Here is a 23,684-nt window from a genome sequence, read left to right as displayed (position 1 = left end):
ATCACGCGTGAGGCGCTACCAGCCGGTTCCAATCCGTTACCGGCGAGGCTCGACCGGGCGACCCTGCCCGGGGACAGACCCCAGGCAGCGCTCCCAGCGGAGCCGTGTGACCGGACGGCCCTCCTGCGTAGGACAGATGCCACAGCGACGCGAGCCTCAACGCTGATCGCCGGGCGTGAGTCCAGCGACCAGGTTGAACGCGCCGGTGAGGATGTTGAGGGAGACGACGCCGACTACGTCGGCGATCGCCCGGTCTGTGTAGCCGAGCGCCCGGAGTTCGTCGATCTGCGCGTCGGTGATGGAGGCCGGTTCGCGGTAGACCTGCAGCCCGAGGCCGATGATCGCGGCGACGGCAGGGTCTGAGGACGTGCCCCGGTGGGCGAGCTCGATCTCCTCCTCGGAGACACCGAGCGATCGCGCGGCTTGGACGTGGGAGGCCAGGCACATGCCGCAGCCCTGCTGGGACTGCACGGCGATGGAGACCAGCTCGCTGGTCCTGCGGTCGAGCTTGGCGCGGCGCATCGCCTTGCTCAGTTGCAGGTAGCCGCCGAGGACGGCGGGGGAGTGCGCCATGGTCGATACCATGTCGCCCACGGTGCCGTGGCGCTCGACGAGCTCACTGAGCATCTCGCGCGACGCGCCGACGGCGGTCTGCTCGGTCAGTCGACCAAAGCGGGGCATAGATTCCTTCCTCGACGTGCCGGAGGCGACAGGGTGCTGCTCGTCGACCGTTCAGGAGCGAACGAGCCGGTTGATGGCGTCGCTGGCTTCCTGGATCTTCGCGATGGCCGCGTCGTCGTCGCCCTGCTTGGCGGCGTCGAGGACGCAGTGCTTGAGGTGGTCGTCGAGCAGTCCGGTGGCGACTCCCTGCAGCGCCCGAGTGAGCGCGGAGACCTGGGTGAGGATGTCGATGCAGTACTTCTCGTCGTCGATCATCTTGGCGATGCCGCGGGCCTGGCCCTCGATGCGCCTCATGCGCGCCAGGTAGCGGTCCTTGTCGCTGATGTAGCCGTGCTGGTGGGCCTCGGCGTCGGTCCCGGGCTCGGTGACCGTGTCGTCGTCGGCGGCGGTGTCGAGTGTCATGAGTGTGTCCTTCACTTCTGGCGCTCCAGGACGGAGCGGGTGCTGGCTTCGGGGGTGAGGTCGATGCGCCGCAGCAGCTGGGCGTTGAGCGCGACGACGACAGTCGACAAGGACATCAGGATCGCCCCGACCGACATCGGCAGGACGAACCCGACGGGCGCGAGCACGCCGGCGGCCAGCGGCACCGAGATGAGGTTGTAGCCGGCGGCCCACCACAGGTTCTGCTTCATCTTCCGGTAGGCGGCCCGGGAGAGCTGGATGACCGAGAGCACGCTGCGCGGGTCGGAGCTGGCGAGGATGACCCCGGCGGAGGCGATGGCGACGTCGGTGCCGGCCCCGATGGCGATGCCGACATCGGCCTGGGCCAACGCCGGGGCGTCGTTGACGCCGTCGCCGACCATGGCGACCTTCTTGCCCTCGTGCTGCAGCTGGGCGACCTTCGCGGACTTGTCCTCGGGGCGGACGCCGGCGAAGACGCGGTCGATGCCGAGCTCCCGGCCGACCTCGTTCGCCACGGCCTCGGCGTCGCCGGTGATCATGACGACCTCGACGCCCAGCTCATGGAGCGCGTCGACCGCGTCGCGGGACTCGGGCCGGACCTCGTCGGCGAGCCTGAGGCCGCCGATCACCTGCCCGTCGCGCAGGACGTGCAGGATGATCGCGCCCTCGGCGCGCCACTCCTCGGCCGTGTCGACCTCGGACTGCCCGGTCTCCTCAAGGAGGCGGGGCCCGCCGACGCGGATCTCGTGGCCGGCCACCGTGGCCGTGACGCCGACGGCGGGCGAGGAGGCGAAGCCGCTGCCGGGCTCGAACGCGAGGCTGCGGTCCTTCGCGGCGGCGACGATGGCCCGGGCGAGCGGGTGCTCGCTGTCGGCCTCGGCCGACGCGGCCAGGGCGAGCACCTGGTCGGCGTCCAGGTCGCCGGTCGGCTCGACGCCGGTGACGGTGGGCTCGCCCCGGGTGAGGGTGCCGGTCTTGTCGAACAGCACGGCGTCCACCTGGCGCATGGACTCCAGGGCGAGGCGGTCCTTGACCAGGACGCCGCCGCGGGCGGCGCGCTCCGTGGCGATCGAGACGACCAGCGGGATCGCCAGGCCCAGGGCGTGGGGGCAGGCGATGACGAGCACGGTGATGGTGCGCACCACGGCGTCGTCGGGGCTGCCTGCCAGGGTCCAGACGACCGCGGTGATCAGCGCGGCTCCGAGGGCGAACCAGAACAAGAGAGCGGCGGCCCGGTCGGCGATCCGCTGGGCTCGGGAGGAGGAGCCCTGCGCCTCGGCGACGAGCCGGTTGATGCCGGCCAGGGCGGTGTCGTCGCCGGTGGCGGTGATCTGCACGCGCAGGCCGGAGTCGGTGGCGACGGTGCCGGCGGTGACGGGGTCGCCCTCGCCGCGGGAGACCGGTCGCGACTCGCCGGTGATCATCGACTCGTCCATGTCGGCGCGGCCGTCGATGACGGTTCCGTCGGCGGGGACGCTGCCGCCGGGGCGGACGATGACGACGTCGCCGACCCTGAGATCCGAGGGAGCGACCTTGACGACGTCGTCGCCCTCGACGCGCTCGGCCTCGTCGGGCAGCAGCGCGGCCAGGGAGTCCAGCGCCGAGGTGGTCTGGGCCAGCGAGCGCATCTCGATCCAGTGGCCGAGCAGCATGATCACGATCAGCAGTGCCAGCTCCCACCAGAACTCCAGCTCGTGGTGGACGAGCCCGACCGTGGCGGCCCAGGAGGCGAGAAACGCGACGGTGATCCCGAGCGCGATCAGCAGCATCATCCCCGGCTTGCGGCTCTTCAGCTCGCTGACGGCCCCGGTGAGGAACGGCCTGCCGCCCCAGACGTACATGACGGTGCCGAGCGCCGCAGCGACCCAGCCCGCCCAGCCGGGCACCGAGTAGCCGATCAGCATGGCGAACATCGGCGAGAGCGCGACCACCGGGACCGCGATGACCAGGTTGATCCAGAACAGCCGGCGGAACTGGCCGACGTGGTCCCCCTGGCCGGCATGGTTGCCATGGCCGCTGCCGTGATCACCGTGCCCGGCGTGAGCGCTGTGGTCCATGCCGTGGCCCTCGTGCGCCGCGTGCGCCGCGTGCGCGTCGTCGGTCGTCGCGACGACGGCGGCCGCGCCATCCGGGCCGTGCGGCGTCTCATCGGCGACATCGCCGTGGTGATGGTGGTGCGCGTTCGGGTCCGTCATCGCTCTTCGCTTCCCCTCGATCGGGTCGTGTGCGTCTCGCCGGTCAGGAGACCGGCTGGATCTCGCTCTGGACGACCCACTTGTGGTTGGTCATCTTCATGCCGCCCGTCTCGTAGTCGACCATGTAGACGGTCTGGTCGGTGGAGGAGGCGATGGTGGCCTTCGCGCCCTTCATGCCCTTCATGTGCTCGGCCTCGAGGGTGACCTCGGTGCCGTCGGGCAGCCGCTTATTGCCGGCGTCCTTGATCTCCTGCTGGACCACCCACTTGTGGTCCTTGACCGGCTCGCCCCCGGTGGTGGGGGTGAAGTTCACCGCATAGGTGTAGGTCGTGTAAGCGCCGACGATCGTGGCCTTTGCACCCTTCATGCCCTCCATGTGGTCGGCGGTCAGCGTGACCTTCGTGCCGACCGGGTACTTCGGGGACGCGGCCTTCTCGATGCCCGCCGGAGCGGGGCCGCCGTCCATCGGGTGCTCCATCGACATCCCGCCGTCGCTGCTGGCCGGTGAGCTCGTCGAGCTGCTGCCGCCGTGGCCAGAGTGGTCCTGGCCTCCGCCGGTGCTGCAGCCCGTCAGCACCAGTGCTCCTCCGAGCACTCCTGCGGCGAGGGTCGTCATGAGGCGCTTGCGCATATGGTCTCCTATCGATTCGGTCTAACACGACCAACCATATACCCCTATGGGGTATATGGCAATCGGTCGGTCGGGCCTGGTCAGGACGGTTCGCTTGCTCCGGGCGGGCCGCTGGGAGTCGGTGCCGCGGCATGGCACCGAGGGCTCATGCCGCGTTGGCGGCGTACTTGGCCGGGGCCGAGTCGAAGGTGGGTCCGCAGCCTGCGCAGCAGAAGTAGTAGCGCTGGCCTTCGTGGTCGCGGAAGAGACCGGCGGCCTCGGCCGCGCTCTTGCTGACCGGGCTGCCGACCATGACGGGGCACGTGGTCATGTCGTCGTCGCCGCCGAGGAGGTTCTCGCGGCCGTCGGCGGAGACCACGGGCCCCTCGGCGTTCGTGGTGCTGCAGCAGCTGGCCGGTGCCAGTGACTCGTTGCTCATTGTCTGTGGGTGCCTTCCGTGTTCTCGTGCGGGTGGAATGGGTGCCGCGGCGTCACTGCTCGATGACGCTGCGGAACCCGCGCAGGCGGAGGCTGTTGCCCACGACGAAGACGGATGAGAACGCCATCGCCGCGCCGGCGAGCATGGGGTTGAGCATGCCCAGCGCCGCGACCGGGATGGCGGCGACGTTGTAGGCGAAGGCCCAGAACAGGTTGGTCTTGATCGTTCTCAGTGTCTTGCGGGACAGGCGGATCGCGTCGACCGCGGCCCGCAGGTCCCCGCGGACCAGGGTGATGTCGGAGGCCTCGATGGCGACGTCGGTGCCGGTGCCCATCGCCAGTCCGAGGTCGGCCTGGGCGAGGGCGGGGGCGTCGTTGACGCCGTCGCCGACCATCGCGACGACCTTGCCCTCGCCCTGCAGGCGGGCGACGACGTCGACCTTGTCCTTGGGCAGGACCTCGGCGATCACCTGCTCGATGCCGACCTCGGCAGCGATCCGCTTGGCCACGGCCTCGTTGTCACCGGTGAGCAGCACCGGGGTCAGGCCCAGGCCCTTGAGGCCCTGGATGGCCGCGGCGCTGGTGGGCTTGACGGTGTCGGCGACGACGAGGATGCCGCGGGCCTGTCCGTCCCAGCCGACGGCGACGACGGTCTTGCCCTCGCCCTCGGCCGCGGCCTTGGCGGCAGCGACGTCGGGGGAGAGGCGCTGGGACCAGTCGGCCAGCAGGGACTCCCGGCCCACGAGCACCGCGTGGCCGTCGACGACGCCCTGGACGCCCTTGCCGTCGACGTTGGCGAAGTCCTCCGGCGTCGGCAAGGTGCCGACCTCCTGGACCGCGCCCTTGGCGACGGCCTGGGCGATGGGGTGCTCGGAGGCGTCCTCCAGGGCTCCGGCCAGGCGGAGCAGCTCGGCCCGGTCCGTGCCGGGCTCTGGGATCGCCTCGACCAGGGTCATCTTGCCGGTGGTGACGGTGCCGGTCTTGTCGAGCACCACGGTGTCGACCTTGCGGGTGGACTCCAGGACCTCGGGGCCCTTGATCAGGACGCCCATCTGCGCGCCGCGACCGGTGCCGACCAGCAGCGCGGTCGGAGTGGCCAGGCCGAGGGCGCAGGGGCAGGCAATGACGAGAACGGCGACGGCGGCGGTGAACGCGGTCGCGACACCGGCTCCGGAGATCAGCCAGGCGGCGAGGGCGACGAGGGCGATGGCGATGACGACCGGGACGAACACCCCGGAGATCCGGTCGGCCAGCCGCTGGACGGCGGCCTTGCCGGACTGGGCGTCCTCGACGAGCTTGGCCATCTGCGCCAGCTGGGTGTCCGAGCCGACCCGGCTGGCGCGCACGACCAGGCGGCCGCCGGCGTTCACGGTGGCCCCGGTGACCGGGTCGCCGTCGCCGACCTCGACGGGCACGGACTCGCCGGTGAGCATGGACGCGTCCACCGCAGAAGTGCCGGAGACGACGATGCCGTCGGTGGCGATCTTCTCACCTGGCCGGACGACGAACTCGTCGCCGACCGTCAGCTCGGAGGTCGGGATCTTGACCTCGGCCCCATTCCGCAGCACCGAGACCTCCTTCGCGCCGAGGTCGAGCAGGGCGCGCAGGGCCGCTCCGGCCTGGCGCTTGGAGCGCTTCTCGAAGTAGCGGCCGGCGAGGATGAACATCGTCACCCCGGCGGCGGCCTCGAGGTAGATGTTGCCCGCGCCGTCGGAGCGGGCCAGGGCGAACTCGAAGGGATGCTTCATGCCCGGCATGCCGGCGTGGCCGAAGAACAGCGCGTAGAGCGACCACAGGAAGGCCGCCGAGGTGCCCATCGAGACGAGCGTGTCCATCGTCGCGGTGCCGTGCTTGAGGTTGGTCCACGCGGCCTTGTGGAACGGCCAGCCCGCCCAGACGATCACCGGCGCGGCCAGGGTCAGCGATGCCCACTGCCAGTAGGTGAACTGCAGGGCCGGGATCATCGCCATGGCGATCACCGGGACGGTGAGCACGATCGACCCGATCAGTCTCTGCTTGAGCGAGGTCAGCTCGGGGTCGGCGTCCCTGCCCGCGCCGTCGGCCGCTTCAGGGGCCGTGGAGCTCGGGGGCGTGGGCAGGGCCGCGGTGTAGCCGGTCTTCTCGACCTCGGCGACCAGCAGTGCCGGGTCGTAGCCACCGGGACGGTGACCTTGGCCTTCTCGGTGGCGTAGTTGACCGAGGCGGCGACGCCGTCGAGCTTGTTGAGCTTGCGCTCGATCCGGTTCGCGCAGGAGGCGCAGGTCATCCCGCCGATCTCGAGCTCGATGCCGGCGTCCGCGCTGAGCGGCGCTGGTGCAGTCATCCTCTGCTGTCCTTTCTCTCCTCCGGGCTCTCGGCGTCCGGCTCGTGCGCAGGGCGGTCATGTCGCCCGTGCGATCAGTGGTGCGCGCTCGGCTTCCCGTCGCCGTCGAGGTCGACGGGGAGCCTGAGTCGCGCTGGTGGCGTCGTCAGGCGCGCACGGCGGTGTAGCCGGCCTCCTCGACGGCGGCCAGGACCTTCGCGTCGTCGATCTCGCCGGAGCCGGAGACGACGAGCTTGCCGGTCTGAGCGCTGACCTGGATGTCTTCGACGCCGGGGACCTCGCTGACCTCCTCGCGGACCGACATCTCGCAGTGCCCGCAGGTCATGCCCGTCACCTGGTACTCGTTCGCAGCCATCGATTGCCTCCTCAGTAGAGATACCCCCGGTGGGTACCGCGTACGAGCAACCGTATACCCCTGCTGGGTATTCCCGCAAGGCGGGGCGTGCGCCGCGCCGACGGATCCTCCCTCGGAGACGGGGATACGCCACCGGGGTATGCTGTGCAACGTGGAGACCGCGACCGACGAACCCCGCCGCAGCCGGCACCGGCTGCAGCTCGTCGTCCTCGCGGCTCTGCTGATCGCCGGCCTCCTCGGCATGCACTCGCTGGCCAACGGTGCCGCGGCGTCGGCCATGAGCGCCCCCATGGCCTCGATGAAGCATTCGTCCCCGGCGACGCCCGGCATCACCCACGCGGCGGCGAGTGTCTCCTCGTCATCTGCGTCCGGACCGCACGGCATGGTCCACGGCTCCGGCGGCTGCGCGGGTGCCATGAGCAGCGGCTCAGGCTCCACCTGCGTCCCCGGGCCTGCAGGCAAGAGCATCCCCGTCCTTCCCGCCCCGCTCGCCGCGACACTGCCCGAGCTCGGCCCCGCGCCCGAGCCGGTGCCGCCGCTCCAGTCGCCCCGACGGCTGGCGCTGTCGCACCTGGAACTGTCGATCTATCGAACGTGAGCAGCGGTGAGCGCCGACCCGGCGCTCACCGTCCTCCTCGGCGGGTCCACGACCCTGCCGAACCTTGCCACCACGACCGCGTCCCATGACGCCGGACCCCGCCCGGGGCCCACGCATCCCCGCGCGCCCGATCACCCGTGATCGCCGAGCGCGCCGGCCGGGTGCCGTGGCACCGCTCACCATCGACACAGAAGGACACCTCCCATGCACTCCAGCCTGAACCGCCGCCAGTTCCTCGCCGCCGGCGCGCTCACCCTCACCGCCGCCGGCCTCGCCGGCTGCAGCTCCACCACCAAGAAGACGACCTCGTTCGTCCGGCCCGACAGCGCCGCGGTCACCGCGGCCGAGGCGAAGCGCCGCCGCACCGGGACCGTCGTGCAGCGCGCCCTGACCGCCGAGCCGGTCGCCCTCGACCTCGGCGGCAAGACCGCCAAGACGTGGGCCTACCGCGGGGCGTCGGCGACCGAGCCGCTGCGCGGCAACGTCGGCGACACCCTCAAGGTCGCCCTCACCAACAAGCTGCCCGACCCGACCAGCGTGCACTGGCACGGCCTCGCCCTGCGCAACGACATGGACGGCGTCCCGGGCCTCACCCAGGAGCCCGTCCAGCCCGGCGGCTCGTTCGCCTACGAGTTCACCCTGCCTGAGCCCGGCACGTTCTGGTTCCACCCCCACGTCGGCGTCCAGCTCGATCGCGGCCTCTACGCGCCGCTGATCATCGACGACCCGAACGAGAGGGCCGGCTTCGACAAGGAGTGGGTCATCGTCCTCGACGACTGGCTCGACGGCGTCACCGCCACCCCGGACGAGGTCCTCAAGGAGCTCGAGAAGGGGATGATGGACCACGGCGGCATGGACATGGGGCCGATGCGGATGGGCAACACCCTGATGGGCGCGACCTCGCCGCTGCTCGGCGGCGACGCCGGCGACGTCTACTACCCCCTCTACCTGATCAACAGCCGGCCCGCGAACGACCCGCAGACCTTCACCGCGAAACCCGGCGAGAGGATCAGGCTGCGGATCATCAACGCCGGCGGCGACACCGCCTTCCGGTTCGGCCTCGCCGAGCACCCGCTGACGATCACCCACACCGACGGGTTCCCCGTCGAGCCGTTCGAGGCCGAGAGCGTCGTGCTCGGCATGGGCGAGCGCTACGACGCGATCATCACCGCCGGAGACGGCGCGTTCGCCGTGATCGCCGAGGCAATCGGCAAGCAGGACCAGGCCCTCGCCGTCCTGCGCACCGGATCCGGCACCGCCCCGACGAAGGACGCGAAGCTGCCGCAGACCAAGAGCCCCGCCACGGGCTCAGACCTCAAGGCGACGAGCCGGGTCGCTCTGCCCCAGCGCGCCGCCGACCGCACAGTCGCCCTCGAGCTGACCGGGGGCATGGAGAAGTACGACTGGGCGATCAACGGCGAGCGCATGGACATGGACCAGCCGATGCGCGACGCCCTCGGCATCGCCGAGGGAGAGCGGATCGCGCTGGAGTTCAAGAACTCGACCACGATGTGGCACCCCATGCACCTGCACGGGCACACCTTCCAGCTCGCCGGCGGCGGTCCGCGGAAGGACACCGCGATCGTCCTGCCCGGCAAGGCGCTCCGCGTCGAGTTCGACGCCGACAACCCCGGCCGGTGGCTCACGCACTGCCACAACGTCTACCACGGGGAGGCCGGGATGATGACGACGATCGCCTACCAGAACGGCTGAACTCCGGCCGGACATTTCTGGGTAGGACCGGTCATCAGCGGCGGGGCCGCGTGCTCTGTGGTTGCACCGCCCCGCCGCCGTTGCCGTGCCGCTCGCTACGGTGCATCGCGGATGCGAGACAGCATCGCGACCCGTTCTTTGACTGCTTTCGCGTCCCATCGAAGATGCAGCGTCGACAATGGCAAGGTTCGGCGGTGCTCCGAAGGCGCGTCTCGAAGACATCTCCTTCTTGAGACCCAGGGAGGGACAGATGCTGGAGTCACGGCGGGCACTGTCTGACCGCCCGCAGCGTGCCCGTTCAATGTCATGATGGTCGAGTGCTCATGTCCGATCGGGAGGAGCGCTGGTCCCTTGAAAATCGATCCGTGTCCCGCACTAATGCTGCTGACCTGGGGAAACGGGCGTCCGAGGCTCTTCCCGTACATCAATGTCACAAACGTGTGGAGTCGGGCATCTGCGACATTGCATTAAAGCGGGTCGAAGGAAGCCGTGCACTCCAAAGTCGCGCCTGGTGGTGCCGGACACCGGCGCGGAGTCAACGAGGCATATCCCATTCTGACCTGGCACGACAGGCTTTGACCGAGCACTTCGATAGCCCGACCTGTTCAGCATCGCACCGCCGTATGCCCGGATCCCGGACACTGAAAGGTGTTGCTTGTGCCTGAACTGCCTGAAGTCGAGGTCGTGCGCCGCGGACTCGACGATCATGTCCGTGGCCGGACGATCGCCTCGGCTGTCGTCCGGCATCCCCGGGCCGCTCGTCGCCATGTCGGAGGTCCCGCGGATCTGGCAGCGCGGATGGTCAGCGCGACGATCACGGGGACTGCCCGCCGAGGCAAGTACCTGTGGCTGATCCTGGACGAAGAAGATGCGCTGCTCGCGCACCTGGGGATGAGCGGGCAGATGCTCATCACGTCCCCTGATGCTGCGGTCGGTGAGCACGAGCGGGCGCGGTTCACCTTCACCGACGGCGGCCACGATCTGCGCTTCGACGACCAGCGCACGTTCGGCCATCTGATGTACGACGAAGGCGGAGCAGCACTGCCCTCGCCGATCGCCCACATCGCACGGGACCCGTTCGATTCGCTGTTCGACCAGCCGGCGGCGGTTGCGCGGATCAAGACCAAGCGCACCGGGATCAAGCGCGTCTTGCTGGACCAGACGGTGGTGTCCGGCATCGGGAACATCTACGCCGACGAGGCTCTGTGGGCTGCCAGGGTGCACGGGGAGACGCCCGCATCGTCGCTGAGCAAGCCGAGGATCTCTGCGCTGATCAATGCTGCGCGCGAGGTCATGGCCGCGGCACTCGACCAGGGTGGAACGTCGTTCGATTCCCTCTATGTCGACGTGGCAGGCAGCAGTGGTTATTTTGCCCGGAGCCTTAATGCCTACGGTCTTGCCGGTCAGCCCTGCACGCGCTGCGGGACGCCGATCGTCCGGGAACAATTCATGAACCGCTCGAGCCACTCGTGTCCGACCTGTCAGCGAAAGCGGTAGATCAGTAGCCCATGGGCGAGTCACGACAGTGATCGACTCCATCGTTGGAGCCGTGCGTTCGAAGAACGCTGCGTCAACGCACGGAACGTCGACGCGACATCGTGGATTCTGGGGCGAATGGTCGTGGTCGCCCACATTCATCGGGAAAACTGATCGAGCCTGCGATCGCGGGGTCTCTGCAATTGATCAATGATCGAGCATCGACAACGACCCTGGCGTGATGAGGAGTGCGCCTGAGGAAGCAAGGTCACGGACGCTGAGCAGACAGGTGTGGAGAAAGTGCTCAGGGCTCCGGCGGACGACACAAGCTGTCCGTTCAGGCCACGAACGAGAGCAGAACTCCACCTGCAGCGCCGACGATCACGACGGCCCACGGCGGCAGCTTCCACGCGATCAGGAGCACGAAGCAGACCAGCGCGAGAGCGAACGGGCCGGGGCCGGTGATCGCGGTGGAGAACACCGGGGAGTACAGGGCTGCGGCGAGGATGCCGACGACCGCGGCGTTGGCTCCGCGCATCACGGCCTGGGCCCAGGGGCGCTGGCGCAGCGAGTTCCAGAACGGCAGCACGCCGACCAGGAGCAGGAATCCGGGCAGGAAGACGGCGACAAGGGCGATCGCCGCTCCGAGGACTCCGCCGGGCCCAGTGGTCGATGCCGTGCCCAGGAACGCGGCGAAGGTGAACAGCGGTCCGGGCACCGCCTGCGCGGCACCGTAGCCGGCCAGGAACTGCTGATCGCTCACCCATCCGGTCTCGACGACTCCGGACTGGAGCAGCGGCAGGACGACATGCCCGCCGCCGAAGACCAGGGAGCCCGCGCGGTAGAAGGAGTCGAAGAGAGCCAGGTCTCCCGAGCCCGTCGCGATCACTGCCACTGGCAGGCCGAGCAGCAGGATCCCGAACAGGACTAGGCTCGCTGCGCCGACGCCACGCCGGACGGGGAAGTGCAGCGCCCCGCCGGACGAGGCGCTCCCGGAGCGGCAGAAGAAGTACCCGGCGACCGCGCCGAGCACGATCGCGATGACCTGCCCTGCCGATCCGGCCAGCAGCAGGGCCGCGGCCGCGGCGACGGCTGCGATCGACGCGCGCTGCCTGTCGGGAGCCAGGCTCTTGGCCATCCCCAGGACCGCCTGGGCGACGATGGCGACCGCGACGATCTTCAGCCCGATGAGCAGTCCCTCGCCGACGGGGCCGGTGAACAGCGACGCCCCGTAGGCGAACGCGACCATCAGCGCCGCCGACGGCAGCGTGAAGGCGAGGAACGCCGCCAGCGCGCCGAGAGCCCCGGCGCGGTGCATGCCGATCGCGAATCCGACCTGGCTCGACGCGGGGCCCGGCAGGAACTGGCAGAGCGCGACGAGGTCGGCGTACTCCTGGTCGTCCAGCCACTTCCGGCGCTCGACGGCCTCGGTGCGGAAGTAGCCCAGGTGCGCGATCGGCCCGCCGAAGGAGGTGACGCCGAGCCTGAGGAAGACGCGGAACACCTCCCAGGCGGAGCCGCGCGCGGCTCTCGTGGGTGCGGACACGGTATCAGTCATGCTCGGGTTCCTCTCGGGTGAAGATCTGGACGCGCTCCCGCGCCAGGGCGAGCCCTTCGCGTCCCTTGTCGGTGGCGGAGTAGTACTTGCGCACCGTGCGTCCGTCGCGCTCGGAGCGCACGGTCAGATATCCGTCGGCGACCATCCGGCGCAGCATCGGGTACAGCGTCCCCGGGGAGAGCCGGTAGCCGTGGCCCGCGAGCTCCTCGATCATCCACGCGCCGTAGATCTCCTCCTGCGCTGCGTGGTGCAGCACATGCATGCGCACGAGCCCGGACAGCAGGTCGTGGTGCTCGAACTCCGTCGAAGCGTCGTCGTTGGACTCCATATCAGTATCGTACATCGATATCGAGGACGGATAGTGAATAGGGGCTCAGCCGCGTGTCTTGATGACTCAACGAACATCTGAAGTGTCACGAGACGGCAGGAGCCTCTGCCTTGGTGCGAGAGAGTCCGATCCCCAGCGGGCACGAGTGAACGCGCCGTTCGTTCTAGCAGAGGTCCGCTCAGTCTTCAGATGCCAGCTCCGACGCGAGGTCGCGGACCTTTTTGGCAAGCTCATCGCGGATCAGTCGCATCCGCTCCTTGCCCTCGATGTCTCGCTCTGAGGGCTCATCAATGCACCACGATTCGATGGCCCCGGCCATCCCGGGCACGGGCTCGACGACGGCCTCGTCGCCGATGACGACGACGCGGTCCACGGAGAGCAGGAGGCCCGGCTCGATCGGCTTCGGGTGCTCGCCGTCCATGCTCGCCCCGACCTCGGCGACGGACGCGGCGGACAAGGCGTTGAGCGCCGAACCCGGGGCCGTGCCCGCGGAGTGGACCTGAATCGCGTCGCCGGCGAGCCTGCGCATGAGGGCGGCGGCCATCTGGGACTTCCCGCCGTTCTTCTTGCAGACGAACAGCACCGACGGGTGCCGCTCGTCATCCTGCGGTGCGTCGGCCGATGCGAGCAGTTCGTCGATGAGCGCCTCGATGCGCGAGCGGATCTCGTCGCGGATGGGCCGGACCGCCTCGATGCCCTGCCCGGCCGGATCCTCGAGCTTCCAGTCCTCGTAGCGCTTGCCCGGGAAGAACGGGCAGGCGTCGCCGCAGCCCATGGTGATCACGACGTCGGAGTCCTGCACGGCCTGGGTCGTGAGCACCTTGGGCTGCTCGGCGGTGATGTCGATGCCCACTTCCCGCATGGCCTCGACCGCGATCGGGTTGATCTGCTCGGCCGGCATCGATCCTGCGGAGCGGACCTCGACGCGGTCGCCGGCGAGGTCGCGGAGGTAGCCGGCGGCCATTTGGGATCGTCCGGCGTTGTGGACGCAGACGAACAGGACGGAGGGCTTCTGGTCGGTCATAGAGGTTCCTTCGGTTTCAGTCGGTGAGGAGCGTGTCGAGCAGCTTGCGGACACGGGATTCGATGTCATCACGGATGGCTGCGACGCCCTTGGGCGAGGCGAGGGCCGGGTCTCCCACGGCCCAGTCCTCGTAGCGGATTCCGGGGATGACCGGGCACACATCGCCGCAGCCCATGGTCACGACCACGTCGGCGGCGCGCACGGCGTCGTCGGTGAGCGGCTTCGGGAAGCGCTGCGCGGCATCGTCCCCCTCGATCTCTGCGAGCAGGGAGCGGACGTGCGGGTGCACGTCCGCGGCGGGAGTCGATCCGGCCGAGCGGGCGATCACCCGTCCGTTGGAGAGCTGGGTGACCAGGGCGGCGGCGAGCTGGGAGCGGCCGGCGTTCGCGACGCAGACGAACAGCACCTGGGGTGCGGCGCTCGCGCGGTCGCGGGTGAGGTCGGCCAGGCGCTGCCTCGCGAACCGTTCGGTCAGCGGCACGATGTAGCGGGTGATCTTCGCGCTTCGGGCCAGCGCGGCGTAGGACTCCCGCACGATGCCCGTCACGGTCTCGGGCGGCAGGGCCGGGGTCGCGGCCGCGAGGTCCGCGGCGAGATGGGCGATCTGCGCGTCCGTGTCCGCAGGGTCCGCGTCAGGCAGTGCCTCGGGCGCTGCCTCGGCGATGGCCGCCGGGGCGAAGGCGTCCAGCAGTGCGGTCACCGCCGAACGGCGTGCCGGGTTGATGCGGTACCAGACCCAGGTGCCGCGGCGCTCGGCGTCCAGCAGGCCCACGTTCTTGAGGACCTTCAGGTGGTGGGAGACCGTGGGCTGGGAGACCTCGGCGAGCTCGGCGAGGTCGCACACGCAGGACTCCCCGCGCGGGTCTGCCGCGATCGCCGAGAGCATCCGAAGCCGGAAGGGGTCGCCCAGGGCCTTCAACGCGGTCGCGACCGTGGTCGCGGCCTCGGCGCTGATCGCGTGCGTCTCGGTCGGGGCGCAGGGCTCAGTCAGCAGGATGTCTTCGCTCATGATGTCCTCGATTCGGTGATGGTTTCAGCGGCGTACGGGTCTGTGCGGAACCAGGCGCGGGCGGCCCAGAGCGAGACGTAGACGAGGCCTACCAGGACCGGGACCTCGATGAGGGGTCCGACGACGCCTGCCAGCGCCTGGCCGGACGCTGCCCCGAAGGTCCCGATGGCGACGGCGATCGCCAGCTCGAAGTTGTTGCCCGCCGCGGTGAAGGCCAGGGTCGTCGACCGCGCGTAGCCGAGGCCGAGGCCCTTGCCGAGCAGGATCCCGGCGAACCACATCAGCCCGAAGTACACCAGCAGCGGCAGGGCGATGCGTGCGACGTCCAACGGCTTGCCCAGCACCGCGTCGCCCTGCAGGGCGAACAGCAGCACGATCGTGAACAGCAGCCCGTACAGGGCCCACGGACCGATGCGACGAAGGAACTTCTGCTCGTACCAGTCCCGGCCGCGGCGCTTCTCGCCGATCCACCGCGAGGCGAAGCCCGCGACGAGCGGCACGCCGAGGAACACCAGCACGTTCAGCGCGATCTGCCCGACCGAGACCTCCAGCCCCTGCGCGTCAAGGCCGAGCCAGCCGGGCAGGACCGTCAGGTAGAACCAGCCGAGCAGGGAGAACATCACGACCTGGAACACGGAGTTGATGGCCACCAGCACCGCGGTCGCCTCGCGGTCGCCGCAGGCGAGGTCGTTCCAGATCACGACCATGGCGATGCAGCGCGCGAGGCCCACGATGATGAGGCCGGTGCGGTACTCGGGCAGGTCGGGCAGGAAGATCCACGCGAGCGCGAACATCGCCGTCGGTCCCACGAGCCAGTTCAGCACGAGAGAGGAGGCCAGCAGCTTCTTGTCGCCGGTGACGGCGGCGACCCTGTCGTAGCGGACCTTCGCGAGCACCGGGTACATCATCACCAGCAGGCCGAGCCCGATCGGCACCGAGATCCCGCCGACCTCCAGGTGGCTCAGCAGGTCCGACAGGGCAGGGACGAAGCGGCCGAGCAGGAGCCCGGCGACCATGGCCAGGCCGATCCACAGCGGCAGCCACTTGTCCAGGGTGGAGAGCCGCTTTGGCGCGGTGCGGGCAGTAGCGACGGTTTCGGTGGTCATGCGAGCAGCTCCTCGATCTTCGCGGCGACGGTGGGCTTCGGATGCGCGCCGATCAGTACGTCCACCCGTTCTCCGCCCTTGTAGAAGGCGAGGCTCGGGATGGAGGTCACTCCGGCGGCGCTCACGGTCTCCGGGTTCTGGTCGGCATCCACCTTGACGATCCGGGCGCGACCGTCGTACTCCTCGGCGAGCTGGTCCAGGATCGGAGCGATCGCCTTGCACGGGCCGCACCAGGTCGCCCAGATGTCGACGACGACGGACAGCTCTGACTCGGACACCTCGGCTTGGAAGGTCGAGTCGGTGACGTGGAGGATGGTGCTCATGCGGAGACCTCCAGGATGGGCTCCGCCGAGGTGACGGGAGCGAGGTTCGACAGGTAGTGCTGGGCGTCCTGCGCTGCGGCGCAGCCGGTCCCGGCGGCGGTTATCGCCTGCCGGTAGGTGCGATCGACCAGGTCGCCGGCCGCGAAGACGCCCGGCAGATTCGTCCGCGTCGACGGGTGCTCGACCTTCACGTACCCGTCCTGGTCGGTGCTGACCTGACCGGCCACGAGGTCGGAGCGCGGATCGTGGCCGATCGCGACGAATACGCCGGTGGCGTCGAGGGTCCGCTCGGTCCCGCTGTCGGTGTCGCGCAGCCGCAGCCCGGCCACCCGCTCGTCGCCGAGGATCTCGGCGACCTCGCTGTTCCAGGCGACCTCGATCTTCGGGTGCTCCAGGACTCGCTGCGCCATGATCTTCGACGCCCGGAACTCGTCCCGGCGGTGGACGACGGTCACCTTCGAGGCGAACCGTGTGAGGAACAATGCCTCCTCCATCGCCGAGTCCCCGCCGCCGATCACCGCGATTTGCTGGTCGCGGAAGAAGAAGCCGTCGCAGGTGGCGCACCAGGAGACGCCGGGCCCGGACAGGCGGTCCTCCTCGGGCAGGCCGAGCTTCCGGTAGGCCGAGCCCATGGTCAGGATGACCGCGCGGGCTCGATACGTGACGCCGTTTCCGGTCTCGACGATCTTCGCGCCGCCGGTGAGGTCGAGGCGGATGGCATCGTCGTAGATGATCTCGGCCGCGAAGCGCTCCGCCTGTGCGCGCATCGCCTCCATCAGCTCAGGTCCTTGGACGGCGTCTACGAAACCGGGGAAGTTCTCCACCTCGGTCGTCGTCATCAGCGCGCCGCCAGCCGTGACCGAGCCGGCGATCACTACTGGGGAGAGGCCTGCTCGTGCGGCGTAGACCGCTGCCGTGTACCCGGCTGGGCCCGATCCGACGATGACCAACTCTGTATCTTGATTCGACATGCTTCTATATTGAAGGGCATCGAATCAAGGGTCAAGCCAGGGCGTGGAGGTTCACCAGCTGTTCATCTCGGATGTTGGGTCGAGGGGTGTATGCCATAGCTCTTGTCTCCCACGGTGACGGTGACAAGGGCGGACGGCCGCGACGGACGCTCGGTCATCAAGACACTGATCCGAGTGTCCGATCTGGACCGAGCGTTCGGTCTAGCTGCGCACGCCGAGCACGTCCAGAGGATCCGCGAGGCCGCACCGCCACTGACGCGCGAGCAGACAAAGTTCATCGCCCAGGTCTTCTCGGATCACCTGCTCGAACAGGACGCCAAGAGAAGAAGAGAAGCGGAGGCCGGGACTGCATCAGAGGCGATGTCGTGCCCATCTTCGATGGCGGCGGCGTCCCGTGCGCACGGTCGTGGATGCCCGATTCTTGCTTCGACTGGGCCGTTGGCATATTGAAGTCCTGAGGCCGTACTCTGGTGTGTAGGCAGCACACGTCATTCGCGCGTCATTCTGCGGTGATGTGGCCTCTGGCCAGCGGAAACGCATCATCGGAGAAGTGGAGTCCAGCAGAGTGGTGTACGACGGACCTGAGTGAGCGCGTGCCTCCAACGTAGGCGCGGCCACCAGGTGGATCCTTCGAGTGATCTCTCACAACCGACTCGAAGAAGGACACCTTGATGACCGCTGTGCCCAGTATCGACCCTGCCCAGTTCCTGAACGAGCAGCTGTCCCAGGCGAGCCCCGACCTGATGCGGGACTTGCTCACCACTTTCGTCAACGCGTTGCTGTCCGCGCAGGCCGACGCGGTGTGCGGCGCGGGCTTCAACCAGCGAAGCCCGGAGCGGGTCAACTCCCGCAACGGCTACCGCCACCGTGACCTCGACACCCGGGTCGGCACCCTCGACGTCGCTGTCCCGAAGCTGCGTCAGGGCAGCCTGTACCCGGAGTGGCTGCTCGAACGAAGGAAGCGGGCTGAGAGGGCCCTGACCTCGGTGGTGGCGACCTGCTACCTGCTCGGGGTCAGCACGCGCCGGATGGACAAGCTGGTCCAGACCCTCGGCATCACCGGACTGTCCAAGAGCCAGGTCTCGGTGATGGCCAAGGAACTCGACGAGCACGTCGAACAGTTCCGCACCCGGCGCCTGGAGGACGGCGGACCGTTCACATTCGTCGCTGCCGACGCGCTCGTGCTCAAGGTCCGCGAAGGCGGCCGGGTGGTGCCCGTGCATGCGCTGGTCGCGACCGGCGTCAACGCCGATGGGCACCGCGAGATCCTCGGCGTGCAGGTCACCACCAGCGAGGACGGCGCCGGCTGGCTCGCCTTCTTCCGCGACCTGACTGCCCGCGGCTTGTCCGGGGTCAAGCTGGTCACCAGCGATGCTCACGCTGGCCTAGTGAACGCGATCGCGGCCACCATCCCCGGCGCCGCGTGGCAGCGCTGCCGCACCCACTACGCGGCGAACCTCATGTCCGCGACACCGAAGTCGTCGTGGCCATGGGTCAAGGCGCTGCTGCACTCGATCTACGACCAGCCCGACGCCGAAGCGGTACACGCCCAGTTCGACAGGGTCATCCACGCCCTTCACGAGAAGCTCCCCGCCGTGGCCGAGCACCTCGAGATCGCTCGCGCCGACATCCTCGCGTTCACGCCGTTCCCGAAGGAGGTCTGGCGCCAGATCTGGTCGAACAACCCCAACGAGCGGCTCAACCGCGAGATCCGCAGGCGCACCGACGTTGTTGGGATCTTCCCCGACCGGGCCAGCATCATCCGGCTCGTCGGTGCCGTGCTGGCCGAGCAGCACGACGAGTGGGCCGAAGGCCGCCGCTACCTCGGACTCGACGTCCTCGCCCGAGCCCAGGCCGTCGACACCAACCACGTCGAGGAGGTGACCGACCTAGAACCCCAGGCCCTCACAGCCTGACCGACACACCCAACCGAGGGATCAACCTCGTACACCACCCCAGCGGACTTGACCATCGGAGACTCTCAGTTTTTCAATGTATCTATCGTGGGAAGTTGGGCTACTTCGACAGGTCGCTCGCGGTCTACGGGCAGCAGGGCCGGTCGTGCCCCCGATGCGGCACCCTCGTGCGCCGCGAGGAGTTCATGAACCGCTCCTCGCACTTCTGCCCGCGCTGCCAGCCGAGGCCTCGGTCGACCACGTAGCCAAGCACCCGAGACTAAGAAGTTCTTGCCAGCCGCAGGAGGTCGCTACTTCCCGTGGTGGTAGCGGCAGGCGGCGACGCGGATCTCGGCCTCCATGACCTTGTGGACCAGCCGATGCTCGTCCGAGATGCGACGGGACCAGTAGCCGGCGAAGTCGTGCTTCAACGGCTCAGGCTTGCCGATCCCGTCGTTGCCGTTGCGGACGACATCCTGGATGAGCAGGTTGATCCGCTTGAGCGTCTCGCGGTCCTGGGTCTGCCACCACACGTAGTCCTCCCAGGCGTTGGCGTCCCACACCAGCCGCATGATCACTCGGCGTCGAGCAGCTCGTGGGACTCTCCGGCGCCGCTCTCCAGGTGCTCCATCGCATCCAGGAGTCGGCGTGCGTTGGCAGGCGAACGCATGAGATAAGCCGTCTCGCGCAGGGATTCGAAGTCGGAGAGCGAGACGATGACGACGGGCTCGTGACCGGCGCGGGTGATCACGACCTCCTCGCGGTCGTCGATCACCGAGTCGAGCACCTCGGCGTAACGAGCGCGAGACTCGGTGTAGCTCATGGTCTTCATGTCGACTCCTTCCGTACAGAAAAGCGTACAGGTGCTCCAGCGGGTCGCAATGACGTAGCGGGCGTCCGCGCCGGGCGGGAGAGCTTCGGCTGCCGGGGGATCGGGGGGTGTGGCGCGTTGAACCTGCAGCTGTCGGACACGACACGCCGTGATCGTGTCCGACATCTGCAGTTTCGATGGGCTGGGGACCTCGGGGGTGGGGTCCGGGGCGTGGTGCCGGCGCCGAGATGGTGGTTGGCGACCGAGATGGTGGTTGGTGACGCAGGCGGCGTCGAGATGGCTGTTAGGGACTGAGATGTCTGTTGTGCCAGCCGTTTCGGTGGCTAGCTGCCGTGTCGGCGGTGGGGGCGTCACGAGGTGCCGTCTCGGCGGGCAACTGCCGTGTCAGCCGTCGCCGGGGCGTGGCTCAAGCTGTCGAGTGGGCGAACAACCAGCGCCTGGACGAGCGGCCGGGCGGTCGCCGACAGGAAGACGCCGAGAAGCGTGCCTAGGCTGAGGCCCATGAGAGTCGTCGTCATCGGTGGGAGCGGCCACATCGGCACCTTCCTGGTCCCACGGCTGGTTCGCGCCGGCCACGAGGTCGTCAGTGTCACGCGCAGCGGGGGCACGGGCTACGCAGACGCACCGGAGTGGGAGCAGGTGCGGCACGTCACCGCGGACCGCGAGCAGCAGGACGCCGAGGGCACGTTCGGGCAGACCATCGTCGCCCTCGAGCCCGACGTCGTCATCGATCTGGTCTGCTTCACCGTCGAGTCGGCGACGGCGCTGGTCGAGGCGCTGCGCGGCAAGGTCGACCACCTGATCCACTGCGGGTCGATCTGGCGCCACGGCCCCAGCCGCAAGCTGCCGATCACCGAGGACTCCGACTCCGCCGACCCACCGTTCGACGACTACGGCGTGCAGAAGGCAGCGATCGCGCGGCTGCTCAAGGACGAGACCGCCGCCGGTGGGCTGGTCACCACCTCCCTGCACCCCGGTCACATCGTCGGTCCGGGCTGGCACCCCACGGGTCCGCTCGGCAACATCGACCCGCAGGTGTGGCAGGTGCTCTCGTCCGGTGGCGTGCTGCAGGTGCCCGGCAGCGGGATGGAGACCCTGCACCACGTGCACGCCGACGACGTCGCCCAGGCTTTCGAGCTGGCCGTCTCGCACCGGGACGCCGCTGCGGGGGAGGACTTCTCGGTCGTAGCCCCCACCGCGCTGAGCGTGCGGGGTTACGTCGAGATCGCGTCCGGGTGGTTCGGGCAGGCGGCCACCGTGGAGCCGATCACGTGGCACGCCTACCGCGCCGCGACGACGCCGGACTACGCCGAGCAGAGCTGGGGTCACCTGCACCGCAGCCAGGTGTTCAGCATCGACAAGGCGAAGTCGCTGCTTGGCTACGCGCCCGCGTACGAGCCGGACGCGGCCATCCTGGAGTCGGTGCGCCGGCTGATCGACGACGGCGAGCTCGCCGTGGCGGGCCCGCTGAAGGCCTAGATCCGTTGGGGGAGAAGGCTACTCGGCCAGCCAGGCCGTGAACGCGTCGGTGGTGTAGGGGCGGCCGAGGAAGTCCTCGACGAGCTCGGCGGCGTCGCGCGAACCACCCGGGGCGAGGACCTTGTCGCGGTAGCGACGGGCCGTCTCGAGGTCGAACGGGTCGTCGTGGTCGAACGCCGAGTAGAGGTCCTTGGCGATGACCAGGGACCACATGTAGGTGTAGTAGGCCGACGAATACCCGTGCAGGTGGCCGAAACTCGTGTGCATGTGGGTGTCCGGCAGCAGATCCGCGATGTTGTAGCGCGCCATCAGCTCCCGGTGCTGGGCGTCCAGGTCGGGCTGCGGCGCGTGGTGGAAGTAGTAGGACAGCGACGCGTAGAACATCTGCACCGTCGCGCGCCACGCCTTGGCCACGTCGCTGGCTGCGCGCATCTTGGTGACCAGCTCGGTGGGGATGGGCTCGCCCTCGGCGTTGCGCGCGAAGGTCCGCAGGACCGCCGCGTCCCACGCCCACTCCTCGAGCATCTGCGAGGGGGCCTCGACGAAGTCCCACTCGGTGGTGATGCCGGCGTCGCGGACCCACCGCTGGCGCCCGGCGAGCAGGTGGTGGACGAGATGCCCGAACTCGTGGAAGAGGGTGACGACCTGGTTGTGCTCCATCAGGCCGGTGGGCAGGTTGCAGACCAGGACGCCCTCCGCGAGCTGGCGCCCCTCGATGCCGGCGACGAGGTCGAACTGCGCCGCGTGCTTGAACTTGTTGTCGCGCGGGTGCAGGTCCAGATACATCCGCCCGATCGTCTCGCCGTCGACGTCCACGTCGTAGGCGGTGACGTCCTCGTGCCAGAGCGGGGCGTCGGGGCGCGGCGTCCAGGTCATCCCGAACAGCTTGCCGGTGACGTCGAGCAGGCCGTCGCGCACCTGCGGGAAGCTGAAGTAGGAGCGCACGTGCTGGGAGTCCACTCCGTGCTGCTCGCGCCGGATTAGCTCGGTGTAGTAGCTCGCGTCGGTGTTGTAGACCGTGTCGACGTCGGGGTGGTCCTCGCGCAGTCGGCGGAGCAGCAGCTCGCGGTCGGCCTCGGCGGCCGGCCGGGCCTTGGCGACGACGTCGTCGATGAATGCGGCGATGGCCTCACCCTCGCCGATCATCTTGACCTCGGCGTCGTAGTCGGCCCAGTCGGGGTAGCCGAGCAGCCGGGCGCGCTCGTTGCGGCGCTCGATCATCGCCGCGAGGGTCGCCTGGTTGTCCGGCCAGCCGCGCTGCAGGCTGACGGTGCTGAGCGCGAGCCGCGCCTCACGGTCCTGCGCGAACGTCGTGAAGGGCAGCAGGTCGGGGTAGTCGGTGGTGATCGTCACCTGGCCGTTCTCGTCCGGCTGGTGGGCGTCGATCCAGTCCTGCGGCAGCCCGCCGAGACGGCTCGCGTCGATCGTGATCGAGCGCACGTCGTCGCGGATCCGCCGGTCGAACTCCTGCCCCAGCTCGGTGAGCTCCTTGCTCAGCTGGACCAGCCGCTCGCGGGTGGCGCGGTCGGCGTCGACACCCGCACGCTTGAAGTCGCGCAGCTCCAGCTCGACCATCCGCCGGGTGGTCTCGTCGACGTCGTCGGTCGGCACCTGACGCAGCGCGCGGTAGAGCAGCTCGTCCTGCCCCAGGGCGGTGTAGAGCTCGCTGATCCGTCGCTCGGCCTCCTCGCCGACCTCACGGGTCGCGGCCTCGGGGTGCACGTTGACCACCAGATTGGTGAGCGCCGAGATGCCCCGCAGCGTGCGGTAGAGCTCGTTCCACGTGCCCAGCACCTGGTTGCGGTGCTGCTCGGGAGTGCCGCTGGAGCCGTCCCCACCGGGGGCGTTGCGGCCGAGCGTGCGCAGCCGGTCGCGCAGCCGCGCCGCCTCGGCGAGGTCGTGATCCACGCGCGTGCGCAGCCAGTCGGTCCAGTCCTGCGGCGTCGGGGGCAGCTCGAGCGGGGCGAGGGGATTCGTCACCCCGCCCACTCTAGTGGCCGCCGCACCGGGCGCATCCTGCCTACCCTGGTGCCATGGACACGTCCAGGGACAACCGAGCCGACGACCCGACCCAGCCCGACGTGCGGATGACCTACTTCGTCCGCGGGACCGTGCAAGGCGTCGGGTTCCGCTGGTGGACCCGGTCCCGCGCGCTGGAGCTCGGACTCGTCGGCCACGCCCGCAACCTCTCCGACGGCCGCGTCGAGGTGGTCGTCCAGGGACCGGCCACCGCGGTCGAGGAGATGGGCGCCCTGCTCAGCGCGTCCCCGGTGCCGCACCGGCGGCCCGGCCTGGTCGAGACGTGCACCGGCGTGCCCGGTGAGGTGCGTGCCGGGCTGACCGGCTTCGAGGAGCGCTGACCGAGCGA

General features: G+C 69.3%; 21 protein-coding genes and 4 pseudogenes. 7 read left to right on the top strand and 18 right to left on the bottom strand.

All coding sequences use genetic code 11. The annotated features are described in order from the left end of the window. Nucleotides 1-156: 156 nt before the first annotated feature. The 7 genes and pseudogenes from MM440_RS03480 to MM440_RS03450 all read right to left on the bottom strand — a co-directional run bounded on the left by MM440_RS03480 (nt 157) and on the right by MM440_RS03450 (nt 7,004). A complete protein-coding gene (locus MM440_RS03480) occupies nt 157-681 on the bottom strand; it encodes a carboxymuconolactone decarboxylase family protein (RefSeq protein WP_241441890.1) in 525 nt (174 codons plus the stop codon). A 51-nt stretch (nt 682-732) separates the two neighbouring features. Beyond that, on the bottom strand, nt 733-1,083 hold the full coding sequence (locus MM440_RS03475) for a metal-sensitive transcriptional regulator (RefSeq protein WP_241441889.1): 351 nt from the start codon (nt 1,081-1,083) through the stop codon (nt 733-735). Between the two features lie 11 nt (nt 1,084-1,094). Next, nucleotides 1,095-3,278, bottom strand: coding sequence for a heavy metal translocating P-type ATPase (locus tag MM440_RS03470; RefSeq protein WP_241441887.1), 2,184 nt, complete (start codon nt 3,276-3,278; stop codon nt 1,095-1,097). A 43-nt stretch (nt 3,279-3,321) separates the two neighbouring features. Next, complete coding sequence (locus MM440_RS03465) at nt 3,322-3,909, bottom strand: YdhK family protein (protein WP_241441885.1); 588 nt, start codon at nt 3,907-3,909, stop codon at nt 3,322-3,324. 145 nt (nt 3,910-4,054) lie between these two features. After that, a complete protein-coding gene (locus MM440_RS03460; RefSeq protein WP_241441884.1) occupies nt 4,055-4,327 on the bottom strand; it encodes a YHS domain-containing protein in 273 nt (90 codons plus the stop codon). 52 nt (nt 4,328-4,379) lie between these two features. Next, nucleotides 4,380-6,649: pseudogene (locus MM440_RS03455) on the bottom strand (heavy metal translocating P-type ATPase). A gap of 145 nt (nt 6,650-6,794) precedes the next feature. Beyond that, nucleotides 6,795-7,004, bottom strand: coding sequence for a heavy-metal-associated domain-containing protein (locus MM440_RS03450; protein WP_241441883.1), 210 nt, complete (start codon nt 7,002-7,004; stop codon nt 6,795-6,797). Nucleotides 7,005-7,155: 151 nt separating this feature from the next. Here MM440_RS03450 and MM440_RS03445 point away from each other — a divergent pair, with 151 nt between their 5' ends. From MM440_RS03445 to mutM, 3 genes are all read left to right on the top strand, one after another. Continuing rightward, nucleotides 7,156-7,602 carry a DUF6153 family protein gene (locus MM440_RS03445; protein ID WP_241441881.1) on the top strand — a complete coding sequence of 149 codons (447 nt, stop codon included), beginning with the start codon at nt 7,156-7,158 and terminating at the stop codon, nt 7,600-7,602. Between the two features lie 204 nt (nt 7,603-7,806). Continuing rightward, nucleotides 7,807-9,315, top strand: a complete 1,509-nt coding sequence (locus tag MM440_RS03440; protein ID WP_241441879.1) for a multicopper oxidase family protein — start codon at nt 7,807-7,809, stop codon at nt 9,313-9,315. A 657-nt stretch (nt 9,316-9,972) separates the two neighbouring features. Further along, nucleotides 9,973-10,812: a bifunctional DNA-formamidopyrimidine glycosylase/DNA-(apurinic or apyrimidinic site) lyase gene (mutM, locus tag MM440_RS03435; protein ID WP_241441877.1), complete on the top strand. Its 840-nt coding sequence runs from the start codon at nt 9,973-9,975 to the stop codon at nt 10,810-10,812. Nucleotides 10,813-11,128: 316 nt separating this feature from the next. On the opposite strand, the gene chrA is transcribed toward mutM, so the two are convergent. From chrA to trxB, 8 genes and pseudogenes are all read right to left on the bottom strand, one after another. After that, entirely contained in the window at nt 11,129-12,349 is a 1,221-nt protein-coding gene (chrA, locus tag MM440_RS03430; protein WP_241441876.1) for a chromate efflux transporter, read from the bottom strand. Beyond that, nucleotides 12,342-12,677, bottom strand: coding sequence for a PadR family transcriptional regulator (locus MM440_RS03425; protein ID WP_241441875.1), 336 nt, complete (start codon nt 12,675-12,677; stop codon nt 12,342-12,344). Before MM440_RS03425 ends, chrA begins: the two co-directional genes overlap by 8 nt. Nucleotides 12,678-12,855: 178 nt before the next feature. Next, nucleotides 12,856-13,248, bottom strand: a pseudogene (locus tag MM440_RS03420) (arsenate-mycothiol transferase ArsC); the annotation flags it as partial. A gap of 54 nt (nt 13,249-13,302) precedes the next feature. Further along, a pseudogene (locus tag MM440_RS03415) lies at nt 13,303-13,701 on the bottom strand (arsenate reductase ArsC); the annotation flags it as partial. 16 nt (nt 13,702-13,717) lie between these two features. Further along, nucleotides 13,718-14,710 carry a metalloregulator ArsR/SmtB family transcription factor gene (locus tag MM440_RS03410; protein WP_241441874.1) on the bottom strand — a complete coding sequence of 331 codons (993 nt, stop codon included), beginning with the start codon at nt 14,708-14,710 and terminating at the stop codon, nt 13,718-13,720. Further along, a complete protein-coding gene (gene arsB, locus MM440_RS03405; protein ID WP_241441872.1) occupies nt 14,707-15,816 on the bottom strand; it encodes an ACR3 family arsenite efflux transporter in 1,110 nt (369 codons plus the stop codon). The genes MM440_RS03410 and arsB overlap by 4 nt, the downstream gene beginning before the upstream one ends. Then, nucleotides 15,813-16,139: a thioredoxin gene (gene trxA, locus MM440_RS03400; RefSeq protein ID WP_241441871.1), complete on the bottom strand. Its 327-nt coding sequence runs from the start codon at nt 16,137-16,139 to the stop codon at nt 15,813-15,815. The genes arsB and trxA overlap by 4 nt, the downstream gene beginning before the upstream one ends. Continuing rightward, a complete protein-coding gene (gene trxB, locus MM440_RS03395) occupies nt 16,136-17,110 on the bottom strand; it encodes a thioredoxin-disulfide reductase (protein WP_241441869.1) in 975 nt (324 codons plus the stop codon). The genes trxA and trxB overlap by 4 nt, the downstream gene beginning before the upstream one ends. 671 nt (nt 17,111-17,781) lie before the next feature. Between trxB and MM440_RS03390 the strand changes: the two genes are divergently transcribed. After that, nucleotides 17,782-19,026: an IS256 family transposase gene (locus MM440_RS03390; protein WP_241441595.1), complete on the top strand. Its 1,245-nt coding sequence runs from the start codon at nt 17,782-17,784 to the stop codon at nt 19,024-19,026. Between the two features lie 89 nt (nt 19,027-19,115). Continuing rightward, nucleotides 19,116-19,271, top strand: a pseudogene (locus MM440_RS03385) (zinc finger domain-containing protein); the annotation flags it as partial. 45 nt (nt 19,272-19,316) lie between these two features. On the opposite strand, the gene MM440_RS03380 reads toward MM440_RS03385, so the two are convergent. Beyond that, complete coding sequence (locus MM440_RS03380) at nt 19,317-19,577, bottom strand: Txe/YoeB family addiction module toxin (protein WP_241441868.1); 261 nt, start codon at nt 19,575-19,577, stop codon at nt 19,317-19,319. A gap of 2 nt (nt 19,578-19,579) precedes the next feature. After that, on the bottom strand, nt 19,580-19,837 hold the full coding sequence (locus tag MM440_RS03375) for a type II toxin-antitoxin system Phd/YefM family antitoxin (RefSeq protein WP_241441866.1): 258 nt from the start codon (nt 19,835-19,837) through the stop codon (nt 19,580-19,582). A gap of 501 nt (nt 19,838-20,338) precedes the next feature. Between MM440_RS03375 and MM440_RS03370 the strand changes: the two genes are divergently transcribed. Beyond that, complete coding sequence (locus MM440_RS03370; RefSeq protein ID WP_241441865.1) at nt 20,339-21,316, top strand: NAD-dependent epimerase/dehydratase family protein; 978 nt, start codon at nt 20,339-20,341, stop codon at nt 21,314-21,316. A gap of 18 nt (nt 21,317-21,334) precedes the next feature. Here the strand turns inward: MM440_RS03370 and MM440_RS03365 are convergent, their stop codons facing one another. Beyond that, complete coding sequence (locus tag MM440_RS03365) at nt 21,335-23,296, bottom strand: M3 family metallopeptidase (RefSeq protein WP_241441864.1); 1,962 nt, start codon at nt 23,294-23,296, stop codon at nt 21,335-21,337. 53 nt (nt 23,297-23,349) lie between these two features. On the opposite strand from MM440_RS03365, the gene MM440_RS03360 reads away from it, so the two are divergent. After that, nucleotides 23,350-23,676: an acylphosphatase gene (locus tag MM440_RS03360; protein WP_241441862.1), complete on the top strand. Its 327-nt coding sequence runs from the start codon at nt 23,350-23,352 to the stop codon at nt 23,674-23,676. Nucleotides 23,677-23,684 lie beyond the last annotated feature (8 nt).

Origin of the sequence: Arsenicicoccus piscis (assembly GCF_022568835.1) — a bacterium.
GTDB lineage: Bacteria > Actinomycetota > Actinomycetes > Actinomycetales > Dermatophilaceae > Arsenicicoccus > Arsenicicoccus piscis.
This window is presented reverse-complemented; position numbering and strand designations above follow the sequence as displayed.

Bases quoted from the DNA above. Each gene is read 5' to 3' on its own strand.
- MM440_RS03375 (WP_241441866.1), bottom strand. From the start codon at position 19,837: ATGAAGACCATGAGCTACACCGAGTCTCGCGCTCGTTACGCCGAGGTG.
- MM440_RS03370 (WP_241441865.1), top strand. From the start codon at position 20,339: ATGAGAGTCGTCGTCATCGGTGGGAGCGGCCACATCGGCACCTTCCTG.
- trxB (WP_241441869.1), bottom strand. From the start codon at position 17,110: ATGTCGAATCAAGATACAGAGTTGGTCATCGTCGGATCGGGCCCAGCC.
- arsB (WP_241441872.1), bottom strand. From the start codon at position 15,816: ATGACCACCGAAACCGTCGCTACTGCCCGCACCGCGCCAAAGCGGCTC.
- MM440_RS03390 (WP_241441595.1), top strand. From the start codon at position 17,782: ATGACCGCTGTGCCCAGTATCGACCCTGCCCAGTTCCTGAACGAGCAG.
- MM440_RS03450 (WP_241441883.1), bottom strand. From the start codon at position 7,004: ATGGCTGCGAACGAGTACCAGGTGACGGGCATGACCTGCGGGCACTGC.
- MM440_RS03380 (WP_241441868.1), bottom strand. From the start codon at position 19,577: ATGCGGCTGGTGTGGGACGCCAACGCCTGGGAGGACTACGTGTGGTGG.
- MM440_RS03470 (WP_241441887.1), bottom strand. From the start codon at position 3,278: ATGACGGACCCGAACGCGCACCACCATCACCACGGCGATGTCGCCGAT.
- MM440_RS03360 (WP_241441862.1), top strand. From the start codon at position 23,350: ATGGACACGTCCAGGGACAACCGAGCCGACGACCCGACCCAGCCCGAC.
- MM440_RS03475 (WP_241441889.1), bottom strand. From the start codon at position 1,083: ATGACACTCGACACCGCCGCCGACGACGACACGGTCACCGAGCCCGGG.
- MM440_RS03425 (WP_241441875.1), bottom strand. From the start codon at position 12,677: ATGGAGTCCAACGACGACGCTTCGACGGAGTTCGAGCACCACGACCTG.
- MM440_RS03465 (WP_241441885.1), bottom strand. From the start codon at position 3,909: ATGCGCAAGCGCCTCATGACGACCCTCGCCGCAGGAGTGCTCGGAGGA.
- chrA (WP_241441876.1), bottom strand. From the start codon at position 12,349: ATGACTGATACCGTGTCCGCACCCACGAGAGCCGCGCGCGGCTCCGCC.
- MM440_RS03410 (WP_241441874.1), bottom strand. From the start codon at position 14,710: ATGAGCGAAGACATCCTGCTGACTGAGCCCTGCGCCCCGACCGAGACG.
- MM440_RS03440 (WP_241441879.1), top strand. From the start codon at position 7,807: ATGCACTCCAGCCTGAACCGCCGCCAGTTCCTCGCCGCCGGCGCGCTC.
- MM440_RS03480 (WP_241441890.1), bottom strand. From the start codon at position 681: ATGCCCCGCTTTGGTCGACTGACCGAGCAGACCGCCGTCGGCGCGTCG.
- MM440_RS03460 (WP_241441884.1), bottom strand. From the start codon at position 4,327: ATGAGCAACGAGTCACTGGCACCGGCCAGCTGCTGCAGCACCACGAAC.
- trxA (WP_241441871.1), bottom strand. From the start codon at position 16,139: ATGAGCACCATCCTCCACGTCACCGACTCGACCTTCCAAGCCGAGGTG.